Origin of the sequence: Gaetbulibacter sp. S0825 (assembly GCF_011777505.1) — a bacterium.
In the GTDB taxonomy this organism is placed as follows: domain Bacteria; phylum Bacteroidota; class Bacteroidia; order Flavobacteriales; family Flavobacteriaceae; genus Pontimicrobium.
The window spans coordinates 730,015-743,093 of sequence record NZ_JAATJT010000001.1; the positions used below are offsets into that span (position 1 = coordinate 730,015).

General features: G+C 33.7%; 11 protein-coding genes. 7 read left to right on the forward strand and 4 right to left on the reverse strand.

Features of this window, described 5'->3' with window-relative positions; translation table 11 throughout:
- Nucleotides 1-5: 5 nt before the first annotated feature.
- Nucleotides 6-737, forward strand: coding sequence for a lysophospholipid acyltransferase family protein (locus HB672_RS03445; protein ID WP_167607744.1), 732 nt, complete (start codon nucleotides 6-8; stop codon nucleotides 735-737).
- Nucleotides 738-825: 88 nt separating this feature from the next.
- Here the strand turns inward: HB672_RS03445 and HB672_RS03450 are convergent, their stop codons facing one another.
- From HB672_RS03450 to recA, 3 genes are all read right to left on the reverse strand, one after another.
- Nucleotides 826-2,379 carry an outer membrane beta-barrel protein gene (locus HB672_RS03450; RefSeq protein WP_167607747.1) on the reverse strand — a complete coding sequence of 518 codons (1,554 nt, stop codon included), beginning with the start codon at nucleotides 2,377-2,379 and terminating at the stop codon, nucleotides 826-828.
- On the reverse strand, nucleotides 2,376-2,918 hold the full coding sequence (locus HB672_RS03455) for an RNA polymerase sigma factor (protein WP_167607750.1): 543 nt from the start codon (nucleotides 2,916-2,918) through the stop codon (nucleotides 2,376-2,378). Before HB672_RS03455 ends, HB672_RS03450 begins: the two co-directional genes overlap by 4 nt.
- Before the next feature lie 112 nt (nucleotides 2,919-3,030).
- Nucleotides 3,031-4,035: a recombinase RecA gene (recA, locus tag HB672_RS03460; RefSeq protein WP_167607753.1), complete on the reverse strand. Its 1,005-nt coding sequence runs from the start codon at nucleotides 4,033-4,035 to the stop codon at nucleotides 3,031-3,033.
- A gap of 311 nt (nucleotides 4,036-4,346) precedes the next feature.
- Between recA and HB672_RS03465 the strand changes: the two genes are divergently transcribed.
- From HB672_RS03465 to HB672_RS03490, 6 genes are all read left to right on the forward strand, one after another.
- Entirely contained in the window at nucleotides 4,347-5,420 is a 1,074-nt protein-coding gene (locus tag HB672_RS03465) for a rhodanese-related sulfurtransferase (protein ID WP_167607756.1), read from the forward strand.
- A 1-nt stretch (nucleotide 5,421) separates the two neighbouring features.
- Nucleotides 5,422-6,675, forward strand: a complete 1,254-nt coding sequence (locus HB672_RS03470) for a peptidase U32 family protein (protein ID WP_167610249.1) — start codon at nucleotides 5,422-5,424, stop codon at nucleotides 6,673-6,675.
- Complete coding sequence (locus HB672_RS03475; protein WP_167607759.1) at nucleotides 6,675-6,905, forward strand: ferredoxin; 231 nt, start codon at nucleotides 6,675-6,677, stop codon at nucleotides 6,903-6,905. The genes HB672_RS03470 and HB672_RS03475 overlap by 1 nt, the downstream gene beginning before the upstream one ends.
- A 114-nt stretch (nucleotides 6,906-7,019) precedes the next feature.
- Nucleotides 7,020-8,180 (forward strand): regulatory iron-sulfur-containing complex subunit RicT, encoded by a 1,161-nt coding sequence (gene ricT, locus HB672_RS03480; protein WP_167607762.1) that lies wholly within the window; start codon nucleotides 7,020-7,022, stop codon nucleotides 8,178-8,180.
- Nucleotides 8,170-8,664, forward strand: a complete 495-nt coding sequence (locus HB672_RS03485; RefSeq protein ID WP_167607767.1) for a gliding motility lipoprotein GldH — start codon at nucleotides 8,170-8,172, stop codon at nucleotides 8,662-8,664. Before ricT ends, HB672_RS03485 begins: the two co-directional genes overlap by 11 nt.
- Before the next feature lie 3 nt (nucleotides 8,665-8,667).
- Entirely contained in the window at nucleotides 8,668-11,013 is a 2,346-nt protein-coding gene (locus tag HB672_RS03490) for a transglycosylase domain-containing protein (RefSeq protein ID WP_167607770.1), read from the forward strand.
- Here HB672_RS03490 and HB672_RS03495 read toward each other — a convergent pair.
- Nucleotides 11,010-12,971: an acetoacetate--CoA ligase gene (locus HB672_RS03495; protein ID WP_167607773.1), complete on the reverse strand. Its 1,962-nt coding sequence runs from the start codon at nucleotides 12,969-12,971 to the stop codon at nucleotides 11,010-11,012. The genes HB672_RS03490 and HB672_RS03495 overlap by 4 nt on opposite strands.
- Nucleotides 12,972-13,079 lie beyond the last annotated feature (108 nt).

The following is a 13,079-nucleotide window of genomic DNA, read 5'->3' on the forward strand; positions in this document are numbered from 1 at the left end:
CTCTAATGAAATTTTTAAAATATCCTTTCTGGATTTTATATCGTATTTGGTTTTATGTACTTGTTGCTTTACCAATAATTATTCTATTCCCTTTCCTTATTGTTTCCATAGCTAAAGAACGGTGGTATCCTTTCTTTTTTAAGTTAGCTCGCATTTGGTCAAAATTTATTTTAATTGGTATGGGCCTTGGTTGGAAAATCACTAAGCTGCAAAATTTAGAAAAAGGTAAAAGCTATATGTTTATCGCTAACCACACTTCAATGATTGACATTATGCTCATGTTGGTGACGATTAAGGATAACCCTTTTGTGTTTGTTGGAAAAAAGGAGTTGGCTAAAATACCATTGTTTGGATTTTTCTATAAGCGAACCTGTATTTTGGTAGATAGGAGCAGTGCTAAAAGTAGACAAGCAGTATTTATAAGAGCACAACGACGTTTACAATCTGGATTGAGTATTTGCATTTTCCCAGAAGGTTTAGTGCCAGAAGAAGATGTGCTTTTAGCCGATTTTAAGGATGGTGCTTTTAGATTGGCAATTAAGCATGAAATTCCAATTGTACCAATTACGTTTTATGATAACAAAACGCGATTTTCATATACCTTCTTTAGCGGAGGACCAGGAATGTTACGTGTTAAAATTCATGAATTCTTAGAAACGAAGCATTTAGAAATCGAAGACACAAAGCAATTAAATAATACCTCTAGAGAGATTATTTTACAAGAGCTTCAAACATAAAAAAAGCCACTCAATAAAGAGTGACTTTTATAAATTATTGACACTTCTAAGACGAAGCACAATAACCAACCTAACCAACTAAAAATCTTTAAAACTTGAAGCTTAAACCAGAATAAACACCTATAAAATATGGCTTAAAATTGCCAGAAGTATTTCTAAAAGTGTTTAATTGATATTTAAACATAGGTTCAAGATTTACATTAATATTGTTTGATACCTTATAGTTTAATCCTAACCCAAGGTTAGCACTATAACTCAAATTATTAATATTTGTTGCCTTGCCAATTAAAGTACTAGTCCCATCTAAAGTGGAATATATGTCGTTTGTGTTTAAAAATAGGGCGCTAAAACCTCCAATAGCATTAATTCCTAATTTGGTATTAGTGATGTTATATTGAATTTCTAGAGGGATTTCTAAAAAACCTAACTCCTGATTAATTGAAGCATTATATTGATTTGAAAGCGGCTCAGGTACTTGTGCAAAACTCATTCCAGCAACAGTAATAAAAGCCAACTCGGTAGGAGTTTTATCTATCTCAATATTTTTAACTGCAATAGGTTTAATAGGATTCATTTCCATATCACTAGCATTAAAAACATCATGTGTGTTGTAGCCTAGCTTTACATTGTTTACGCCAACCCTAACATTAATTTTATCGTTTATAGCATAACTTGCCGATACACCATAACTCATATTAATTTCTCCAGATTTTGCATTATTTACAAACTCTGAATCCATAGACGAACCAGTTCCTAACGAGTTAAAATAAACAGGAGCAATATTGGGTGCTACACTCCAACGTTTTGCGACTTCATCTTCATTTAATTCGTCTTCTGTCTCTTTTATTTTGTTTTCAGCAATAGCATCCTCAATAGATATTTTACCAGCTTCATTTATTTCTTTGTCGATTTTATTAACATCAGCCACTGTTGTTTCAGTAGATTTACCATCAATCTTGTTTGATTTTTCACTCTCAATTTTATTAGTGCTTTGGTTTTTAACAACTGCTGAATTAATATCAGTTATTTTTGAAATATCATCTTTAACAGCATTCTTTTGAGAATCATCTACTTTAGTTTTATTCGAATTAGAAGAAGCAACTGTATTAGCAGTAGCTTCTTTTATCAATTCATCTTTAGTTATAGCATTAAGCCTTTTGTTTTTTGAAGAGTTTGCGCCTTCATCATTCTTTGCAACTATAGACTCGTTTTTATTTATTAAAGTGTTTTTAGAATTCTTTTTATTACTATTTAATGAATCTTTTGTGTCATTATCATTAAAATTTGATTCTTCTTGAGCTAACTTTTCGTTAGTATTATTGTTTTTGTTAAGATTATCAATGTTATTAGGGTCTAAAGTATTGGAATCGTTGTTTTTAGAATTTGTGTCAACAATAGTTTCGTCTATTTCAGGATTAGGATTGTTATCCTGAAAAAACAAATTATTTCCTAAAGTGAATAGCAAAAGCAAACCTGCAGCAATTGCTGAGATTTTCATCCATAAAGGAATTACTTTTCGTTGTTTTTGGTTATTTAGCAACTGTTCAGAAACGTTTTTCCAAACAGTATTACTAGGTGTTGCCTCAAAGTTTTTTAATCCTTCTTGGAAAAGCCTATCAATATGCTTTTTTTCATGCTTCATAATGATTGCGAATTTAAATTCGCCATATAACTTTCTACTTTTTCTTTTAATATCTTTCTTGCTCTTGCAAGATTCGATTTGGTGGTGCCAGTTGTTATTTCTAACATATCACTAATCTCTTTGTGAGAATACCCGTCTAGCACATAAAGGTTAAACACCAATCTATATCTATCCGGAAGCTCTTGTATTGAGTTTAGTAAAAAATCAATATCTACAGTTTCCGTTTCTACTTCAACTTCAACATCTTCAATTTGTCCCTCATTAACAATGTCAAAAACCCCTTGGGTTCTATAACGTTGTAAAGCAGTATTAATGGTAATTCGTTTTAACCAACCTTCTAATGATCCTTTTCCACTATACTGTGATATTTTTTTAAAAATTGTCATAAAGGCATCTTGCAGATTATCTTCAGCCTCTGCACGATTCCTAGAATACTTTAAACACAGTGCGAAAAGCTTGCTCGAATAGAGCTTATATAAGTCACTTTGCGCCTTTGTGTCATTGTTTCTGCACTTTTGTAAGAGTTGTTCTAAACTCAATTATCACATGTATATTATTTAATTATAATACTAACTTCACATTGTAGATGAAGAATCTTTTAAAAGGTTGCGTCAATATTATAAAAAATCCCGAAAAGACGGGATTCAGGGGTTATTTATTTTCTGAAATTATCACTTTAATTTTTTCCTCAAGATCATCCATTAAGTCAGGATTATCTTTTAACATGTTTTTCACTGCATCTCTACCTTGACCAAGTTTTGAGTCTTGATAACTAAACCACGACCCACTTTTCTTTACAATTTCGTTTTCTACAGCTATATCCAATATTTCACCAACTTTAGATATTCCTTCACCGTACATAATATCAAACTCAGCAAGTCTAAATGGAGGAGCAACTTTGTTTTTTACAACTTTTACACGTGTTTTATTACCCAAAACACCACCGTCACTATTTTTTATTTGGGTAGATCGTCTAATATCTAATCGTACAGAAGCGTAAAATTTAAGCGCATTTCCACCAGTTGTAGTTTCCGGATTACCAAACATAACACCAATCTTTTCTCTTAATTGATTAATAAAAATAACAGTACAATGTGTTTTACTAATTGATGCGGTTAGTTTACGTAAAGCTTGCGACATTAAACGCGCGTGAAGCCCCATTTTTGAATCACCCATCTCGCCTTCAATTTCACTCTTTGGAGTTAATGCAGCTACAGAATCTATCACAACAATATCAATAGCTCCAGAGCGAATTAAGTTATCGGCAATTTCAAGTGCTTGCTCACCATTATCAGGTTGAGAAATAATTAAATTGTCAATATCAACACCTAGATTTTGTGCATAAAAACGATCAAAAGCATGTTCAGCATCAATAAAGGCAGCAATTCCTCCAGCCTTTTGTGCCTCAGCAATTGCGTGAAGTGTTAAAGTTGTTTTACCAGATGATTCTGGACCATATATTTCTATAACACGACCTCTTGGATACCCACCAACGCCTAAAGCGATATCTAACCCTAGTGAACCAGATGAAATGGCATCAACATCCACTACAGCTTGATCGCTCATTTTCATAACAGTTCCTTTTCCGTAAGCCTTATCTAATTTATCTAATGTAAGTTTTAATGCTTTTAATTTTGCTTCTTTTTCGTTGCTCATTGCTTCTAATTTTCGTTTCTAATGTATGCTAAAATAATACATCTTTTAGCATCAAACAATTTTATAACGCAACCTTTTAAAAGTTTTTACATCTACTATATAGTACTGGGAAATTTTATGCTATGAAAAGCACTTAGAAGGTCTTTTTTGCAAAGAATTTTAAGTTAGATTTTATCTAGATTTTGATAAAAGGAATGAACCATTATTAAATTTTGAAGACACTTTAAATTTAATTTTAAAGTGTTTTTTTATGCCTTACATTAAAATAGTACCTTTGCAACAATATTCTTTAACCTTAAAATTAGTATAGCATGCAACTGTACAATAAATTAAGCGGAAAAGAAAGAGCAGCATTAATCGAAAAAGCAGGAAAAGATCGATTAACGCTCTCTTTTTATCAATACGCAAAAATCACCAATCCTCAAGAATTTAGAGATCAATTATTTATTATTTGGAATCAATTAGATGTTTTGGGACGTATTTATATCGCAACTGAAGGTATAAATGCACAACTTTCTCTTCCAGCTGATCGTTTCGATGAGTTCAAAAAACATCTCGATAGTATTAATTTTTTAAAAGGTATTCGATTAAATATTGCCATAGAGCAAGACAATATGTCATTTTTAAAACTTAAAGTAAAAGTGAGACATAAAATTGTTGCAGATGGTTTAAATGACGACACGTTTGATGTTACCAACAAGGGGATTCATGTTGGAGCTGGCACTTTTAATGAATTAATCGAAGATGAAAACACTGTGTTAGTGGATATGCGCAACCATTACGAAAGCGAAATAGGTCATTTTAAAAATGCAGTAACACCAGATGTAGATACATTTAGAGAATCTTTAGATATTATTGAAGAAGATTTAAAAGAACATAAAGAAGACAAAAACTTGGTCATGTATTGTACAGGAGGTATTAGATGTGAAAAGGCAAGTGCTTATTTTAAACATAAAGGATTTAAAAATGTATACCAACTAGAAGGAGGTATTATTGAATATACACGTCAAGTAAATGATAAAGGATTAGAAAATAAGTTTATTGGAAACAATTTTGTTTTTGATGACCGTCGCGCAGAAAAAATTAGTGATGATGTTATTGCACAATGCCACCAATGCGGAAGTCCGTTTGACGTACATACTAACTGTGCCAATGATGCGTGTCATTTGTTATTTATTCAATGTGATGCCTGTAAAGAGGAAATGAACAACTGCTGTTCAACAAACTGCAAAGAGATACATGCACTACCTTATGAAAAGCAAAAAACATTGCGTAAAGGGCAAGGTAATAGTAACGATATTTTCAAAAAAGGAAGAGCCGACTACTTGCCTTATAAAAAAGATTTAAGAAACATTTTCGAAACTCTAAAAGTCGAAAAGAAATAAAATATCCATTATGCAGAAAATTGAATTAATGGCTCCTGCTGGGAATTTCGAATCACTTCAAGCTGCTTTAGATAATGGCGCAGATTCAGTTTATTTTGGAGTTGAACAATTAAACATGAGAGCTCGAGCTTCTATTAACTTTACTTTAGATGATTTACAAGAAATTTCTCGACGTTGTAAAGAAAAAGATGTTCGTACTTACCTAACTCTAAATACTATTATTTACGACCACGACCTTTCTATTGTAAAAACACTTATTAAAAAAGCTAAAGAAGCCGATATTACGGCAGTCATTGCTATGGACCAAGCAGTTATTGCTTCTGCTAGAGAAGTTGGAATGGAAGTACATATTTCTACTCAAATAAATATCACGAATGTTGAAACGGTTAAGTTTTACGCCATTTTTGCTGATACTATGGTGTTAAGTAGAGAGTTAAGCTTAAGTCAAGTAAAAAAGATTACTAAGCAGATTGAAAAGGACCAAATAAAAGGTCCTTCAGGAAAATTAGTTGAAATAGAGATTTTTGGCCATGGAGCGTTATGTATGGCAGTTTCTGGCAAATGCTATATGAGTTTACATTCACATAATTCTTCGGCTAATAGAGGTGCTTGCAAACAAAATTGTAGAAAGAAGTATACAGTTATCGATCAAGAAACTGGGTTTGAAATGGAGCTGGACAACGAATATATTATGTCTCCTAAAGATTTGTGTACTATCGATTTTCTTGATCAAGTTGCAGATGCTGGGATTAAGGTATTAAAAATTGAAGGAAGAGGAAGAGCGCCTGAGTATGTCGCTAAGGTTATTAAGTGTTATCGTGAAGCTATTGATAGTCTAGAAAATGGCACTTACAATAAAAATGAAGTAATTATCTGGATGCAGGAATTAGAAAAAGTATATAATCGAGGTTTCTGGAATGGCTATTATTTAGGTCAAAAACTTGGTGAATGGAGTAAAGGTTCAGGATCGCACGCAACGCAAAAAAAGGTGTATATAGGTAAAGGAGTGCATTATTTCCCAAAAGCAAATGTTGGAGAATTTAAAATCGAGGCCTACGATTTATGCATTGGCGATACTATATTAGTCACAGGACCAACCACAGGAGCAAAAGAAATTAAGGTAAAAGAAATGTTGGTGAATGATGAGAAGTTAAATAAGGGCTCAAAAGACGATTCGATAACTATCCCATTAAATTTTAGAATCAGACCTTCAGATAAATTATACAAAATCGTAGAACATAAAGTTGAAGCCTAATGGTAGTTGTAACACTACAACGAAACAAATGTATTGGTTGTAATTATTGTGTGGAGTTGGCTCCAGATCAATTTAGAATGTCAAAAAAAGACGGTAAATCAGTGCTATTACACAGCAAAGACAAAAAAGGGTTTTTTACATTAAAATCAAACAATCATCTAATTTTTGATTATTGTGAAAAAGCTGCAAAAGCATGTCCTGTTAATATAATAACGGTTAAGGATATCTAATTTCACTTAGCTTTTTAAAGTCTATATAATAATCTTATCTTTACCTCTTTAAAAGATTTATGAACTTTCTTCAGAGAATAGTTAGTATTCTTCTGAATCAATATATAAAAACATATGGCTTGTAACAGTTGCTCAACTGGTAAAGACGGTCAGCCTAAAGGATGCAAGAACAATGGGACTTGCGGTACAGATAGTTGTAATAAGCTAACTGTTTTTGACTGGCTTTCAAACATGTCGCTTCCTAACGGAGAAAAACCCTTTGATTGGGTTGAAGTACGTTTTAAAAACGGACGAAAACATTATTATAAAAACGCCGAAAACTTATCGCTTAGCATTGGAGATATTGTTGCTACGCAAGCGCAAGCTGGACACGACATTGGTATGGTGACTCTTGCAGGCGAATTGGTTCGCGTGCAAATGAAACGTAAAAACATTAGCGAAACTCCTGAAGAAGTTTTAAAAATATACAGAAAAGCCTCTCAGAGAGATATTGATATTTGGCAAAAAGCTCGCGATAAGGAAGAAGCAATGAAAGTTAAGGCACGCCAATTTGCAATAGACCTTAAGCTACAAATGAAAATTTCAGACATCGAATACCAAGGCGATGCAAGTAAGGCAACGTTTTATTACACAGCCGAAGAACGTGTTGATTTTAGAGAACTTATCAAGGTATTTGCTAAAGAGTTTCGTACTAGAATAGAAATGAAACAAGTCGGTTTCCGTCAGGAAGCAGCAAGACTTGGAGGAATTGGCTCCTGTGGAAGAGAATTGTGCTGCTCCACTTGGTTAACCGATTTTCGTTCGGTAAGTACATCTTCTGCAAGATATCAGCAATTATCTTTAAACCCTCAAAAGCTAGCTGGACAATGTGGAAAGCTAAAATGTTGTTTGAATTATGAATTAGATTCGTATTTAGATGCTTTAAAAAGTTTTCCTAAAACTGAAATTAAACTTCAAACAGAAAAAGGTGTTGGGGTTTGCCAGAAAACGGATATTTTTAAAGGTCATATGTGGTATGCTTATGAAGGTGAATGGATGAATTGGCATAAACTTACTACCGAACAAGCTAACGAAATAATAGAAATTAATTCTAAAAAGAAAAAAGTTGCTAGCCTTGAAGAATATGCGCTAGATTTGGTAGAGGACACTAAAACAGATTTTGAAAACGTTGTAGGACAAGATAGTTTAACACGCTTCGATAGTCCAAAACGCTCAAAAAAACGTAGAAATAATAGGAACAGAAACAAAAGAAGACCAAAAAACAATGCGAAATAAATTTTGTGGACTTTTGGTAATCCTTTGTATTGGGATTACTGCTTGTGATTCTAATCGCGTTTTTGACGAATATAAATCGGTTCCAAACCAATGGCATAAAGACTCCATAGTTGAGTTTTATATAACACCACCAGATTCGTTAAAACCTTACGATTTATTTGTAAACCTTAGAAACACGAGCGATTATAAATACAGCAATTTATTTTTAATTGTTGAGATGAATTTTCCAAACGGAAAAAGAGTAACAGATACTTTAGAGTACGAGATGACAAAACCAAATGGGGAGTTTTTAGGAACAGGATTTTCTGATGTAAAAGAAAACAAACTTTGGTACAAGGAAGGTGTAGTGTTTGAAGAGTCTGGAGATTATCTAGTTAAAATTCAACATGCAATGCGTGAAAACGGACAAATTAAAGGCGTTGAAAACCTTGAAGGCATAACAGATATTGGATTTAGAATAGAAACACCCCAAAACAATAATTAATACATGGCTACAAAAAAGAAAACAGAAAGTGTAAACAACTTTTCAAAATATATTCGTTGGTTCTGGATACTATTTGGAGCTGGAATACTTTGTTTTTTCCTTGTTTTTCAATTAGCAGCTTGGGGCTTTTTTGGTGAAATGCCAGATCACACGCAATTGGAAAACCCAAACACTAATTTAGCTGGCGAAATCATTTCGCATGATGGTGAAACACTAGGGAAGTTCTATTTAAGTGATAACAGAACACCAGTTGGTTATGATGAGTTGCCACAACACTTAGTGGATGCTTTAATAGCCACTGAGGATGCTAGATATCATAAACATGCAGGCATAGATGCTCGTGGTACTGTTAGAGCATTTGCTTATTTAGGTAGAAAAGGAGGGGCTAGTACTATTTCTCAGCAATTAGCTCGTCAATTATTTATTGGAGTTAGAGACAAAGAGAGTACTACTAGTGCAATTTTTCAAAAAATTCAAGAATGGGTTCTCGCCATTCGTTTAGAACGCCAATATACTAAGGAAGAGATTATTGCTCAATATTTCAACATTTATGATTTTGGAAACTTTGGAGACGGTATTCGTAGTGCGGCTAGTATTTATTTTGATAAAAAGCCAATGGATTTGGACATTAAAGAATCTGCTATGTTGGTTGGGATGTTTAAAAATTCATCATTATATAATCCTAGGGAGCACAGAAACCCAGAAGGCACAAAGAATAGACGAAATGTTGTATTGGCACAAATGGCAAAATACGGATACATTACGCAAGAAGTTAAAGATTCATTACAGCAAACAGAGTTAGATTTAAAATTCACACCGCAATCTCATGATGTTGGTACAGCAACCTACTTTAGAGCATATTTGCAAGAAGAATTAAAAAAATGGGTGAACGACCCAAAAAACACAAAACCAGATGGCACCAAGTATAGCATCTACAAAGATGGTTTAAAATTTTATACAACTATAGACTCTAGAATGCAAAAATATGCTGAAGAAGCTGTTGCACAACACATGCCAAGGTTACAAGCAGAATTTTTTCATCAAAATACACCACAACGAAATAGAACAGCTCCTTTTTTAGACCTTACTCGTGGAGCCATAGATACGTTAATGCGTACTTCTATTAAACGATCTGAGCGTTGGAGACATATGAAATATGACCTCAAAAAACCTGAGGAGGAAATTTATAAGTCGTTTGAAGAACCTACCGAAATGAGCATTTTTTCATGGAAAGAAGGTAAATATGCCGAGATAGATACAGTAATGACGCCAATGGATTCCATGCGTTATTACAAACACTTTTTACGCCCAGGAATGATGTCTATGGAACCACAAACAGGACATGTTAGAGCTTGGGTTGGTGGGATGAATTATCGTCATTTTAAGTACGATATGGTAAAACAAGGAAAGCGTCAAATAGGGTCAACGTTTAAGCCTTTTGTATATGCCGCAGCGATAGATCAGTTGCGTTTATCACCTTGCGACACATTGCCTAGATCACAAATAACCATAGAGGCTAACAAGTATGGGAATCCAGAACCATGGACACCTAGAAATGATAATGGTGATTATTCGGGGTATTTAAACCTTAAACAATCTTTAGCTAATTCTGTAAACACAGTTACCGCTAGATTAATGAATGATATTGGGCCACAACCAGTAGTAGATTTAGCGAAAAGTTTAGGGATTGAACAAGATATTTTACCAGTACCATCAATAGCACTAGGAACACCAGATTTAAGTGTATACGAAATGGTAGCAGCCTATTCTGCTTTTGCCAATAAAGGTGTCTATACAAAACCAGTAGTGTTAACCAGAATAGAAGACAAAAACGGAACGGTATTATTTCAATTTACTCCAGAAACAAAAGATGTATTGAGTGAAGAGGTTGCTTACGTAACAGTGAATTTAATGGAAGGAGTAACACAAGGAGGCTCAGGGACTCGACTTAGACATACTTATGGTACGGATCCTGCTTATAAAGAAATTATTACAGGCTATCCTTATGAGTTTGATAACCCTATTGCAGGTAAAACAGGAACCACGCAAAACCAAAGTGATGGATGGTTTATGGGAATGGTACCAAACTTAGTCACAGGTGTTTGGGTAGGTGCAGAAGATCGTGCAGCACATTTTGCTAGTATTAATTATGGACAAGGTGCAGCAATGGCTTTACCAATTTGGGCATTGTACATGAAAAGCTGTTATGCTGATGAGACATTAAATGTCTCCAAAGAAGCCTTTGAAAAACCAGAGGAGTTATCCATTATTATAGATTGCGATGAATTTAAAGATAATGCAAAGCAATCTAAGAAAGGCAAGCTCGATGACCCAGAAATAGATTTTTAAATACCTTTTTCAAATTCAATAAAAAACTGTACCGATTCGGGATTTCGCATAGAGTCAAAATTAATGGATTTTTCAAGCGGCATTCCTAAAAGAATTTTCTTAATTGGAGCTTCCATTTTTTTACCACTAATGGTGTACGGAATATCATTAACTTGAATAATCTTATCAGGAACATGTCTTGGTGAATATTCTTTTTTTAGTTGACTATTAATTTGAGTTTTTATGTCATCAGTTAATTTGTCATTGTTTCTCATTTTTACAAATAATGGCATATAGTGCTTGCCTTCATCAAGCTCTAGATTTACAATGAGTGAATCTTCAACAGATTTAATTTTGTTTACAGCCCTATAAATTTCACTTGTTCCAATTCTTATGCCATGTCTATTTAATGTTGCATCGCTTCTTCCATAGATAATTAATCCGTTAGTTTTTGAATTGATTTTAATAAAATCACCATGACGCCATTTATCAGGATAGTGTTCAAAATAACTAGCTTTATAGCGTTTGTTATTTCTGTCGTTCCAAAAGTAGATTGGCATTGAAGGCATTGGTTTATCAATCACCATTTCCCCTAATTCATCTTCAACAGGGTTTCCGTTATCATTATAGGCATATAATGACACGCCTAATGCCCTACATTGAATTTCACCAGAATGTACGGCATATTCAGGCAATCCTCCAACAAAAGCAGTACAAACATCTGTGCCTCCAGCCATAGAACATAGCCATACATCTTCTTTTATATTAGAATATACATAGTCAAAAGCTTCAGGTGGTAGAGGTGCTCCTGTTGAGCTAATTGACCTTATTGAAGTTAAATCAAACGCTGATTTTGGCAACAGTCCTTTTTTCATACAAGCCACTAAATAAGGTGCACTAGTACCAAAATGGTCAATTTTCACATCTTCAGAAAACTGCCAAAGTTTATTAAAATTTGGAAAGGTTGGACTGCCATCATATAAAACAATAGACGCTCCCATTAAAAATGCTGCTTGCACAAAATTCCACATCATCCATCCAGTAGTAGAGAACCAAAAGAAGCGTTCACCTTCATGGACGTCATTATGAAATGCCATATACTTTAAGTGCTCCAAAAGAATGCCTCCATGTGAGTGCACAATAGCCTTTGGCAGTCCTGTTGTTCCTGACGAATACAAAACCCAAATAGGGTGATTAAAGGCAACTGGCTCGAAAGTCAATTCACCACTAACCGTGTTAAAAACATGGTTGATATTTTCGTAATGCTTAGGAAAATTATCAAGCGCATTTGCATTGAGGTAAGGCAATACCAACACTTTTTTAAGAGTAGGCAATGCATCTACAATTGCGTTTACAATGTTAGATTTATCATAAGGCTTACCGTTGTATTGATAACCATCAACAGTAATAAGTACTTTAGGCTCTATTTGTGCAAATCTGTCTACTACACTTTCTGAACCAAAATCTGGAGAGGTACTGGACCAAATAGCACCAATAGAATTTACAGCTAAAAATGCTATGGTGGCCTCTGGGATGTTAGGCAAAAAAGCGACTACACGATCACCTTTTATAACACCAATAGACTTAAAATATGTTGCAAGTGATGCCACTTTTGTTTTAAGCTCTAACCAAGAGATTTCCTGATTAATACCAGATTCATTTCCAAAAATAATGGCTGTTTTGTTGTCTTTGGCTTTTTTAAATAGATGTTCGGCGTAATTTATTGTGGCGCCTTCAAACCATTTACAATTAGGCATTTCGAGCGATGAAAGTACTTTTGTGTAAGGTTGGTGCGATGTAACTTTAAAGTAATGCCAGATGCTTTCCCAAAAATCTTCAATTTCCGTGACTGACCATTGCCATAGTTCTTGATAGTTTTTAAATTCTAAACCTTTATTAGTAAAAAGCCATTGCTTGTAAGCATGCAAATGACTATTTTCTTTTAATTGTTTGCTGCCTTCCCAAAGTTTTTTGCTCATTACTAACTACTTTTTTAGAATATTCATCAAAGATAATGTTATAGAATCAAATAAATAAACTGAGTGTACAATTTTGATTTGCTTTATAAATGTTTGATAAATTTACTT

Bases quoted from the DNA above. Each gene is read 5' to 3' on its own strand.
- HB672_RS03445 (WP_167607744.1), top strand. From the start codon at position 6: ATGAAATTTTTAAAATATCCTTTCTGGATTTTATATCGTATTTGGTTT.
- HB672_RS03450 (WP_167607747.1), bottom strand. From the start codon at position 2,379: ATGAAGCATGAAAAAAAGCATATTGATAGGCTTTTCCAAGAAGGATTA.
- recA (WP_167607753.1), bottom strand. From the start codon at position 4,035: ATGAGCAACGAAAAAGAAGCAAAATTAAAAGCATTAAAACTTACATTA.
- HB672_RS03465 (WP_167607756.1), top strand. From the start codon at position 4,347: ATGCAACTGTACAATAAATTAAGCGGAAAAGAAAGAGCAGCATTAATC.
- HB672_RS03475 (WP_167607759.1), top strand. From the start codon at position 6,675: ATGGTAGTTGTAACACTACAACGAAACAAATGTATTGGTTGTAATTAT.
- ricT (WP_167607762.1), top strand. From the start codon at position 7,020: ATGGCTTGTAACAGTTGCTCAACTGGTAAAGACGGTCAGCCTAAAGGA.
- HB672_RS03485 (WP_167607767.1), top strand. From the start codon at position 8,170: ATGCGAAATAAATTTTGTGGACTTTTGGTAATCCTTTGTATTGGGATT.
- HB672_RS03490 (WP_167607770.1), top strand. From the start codon at position 8,668: ATGGCTACAAAAAAGAAAACAGAAAGTGTAAACAACTTTTCAAAATAT.
- HB672_RS03495 (WP_167607773.1), bottom strand. From the start codon at position 12,971: ATGAGCAAAAAACTTTGGGAAGGCAGCAAACAATTAAAAGAAAATAGT.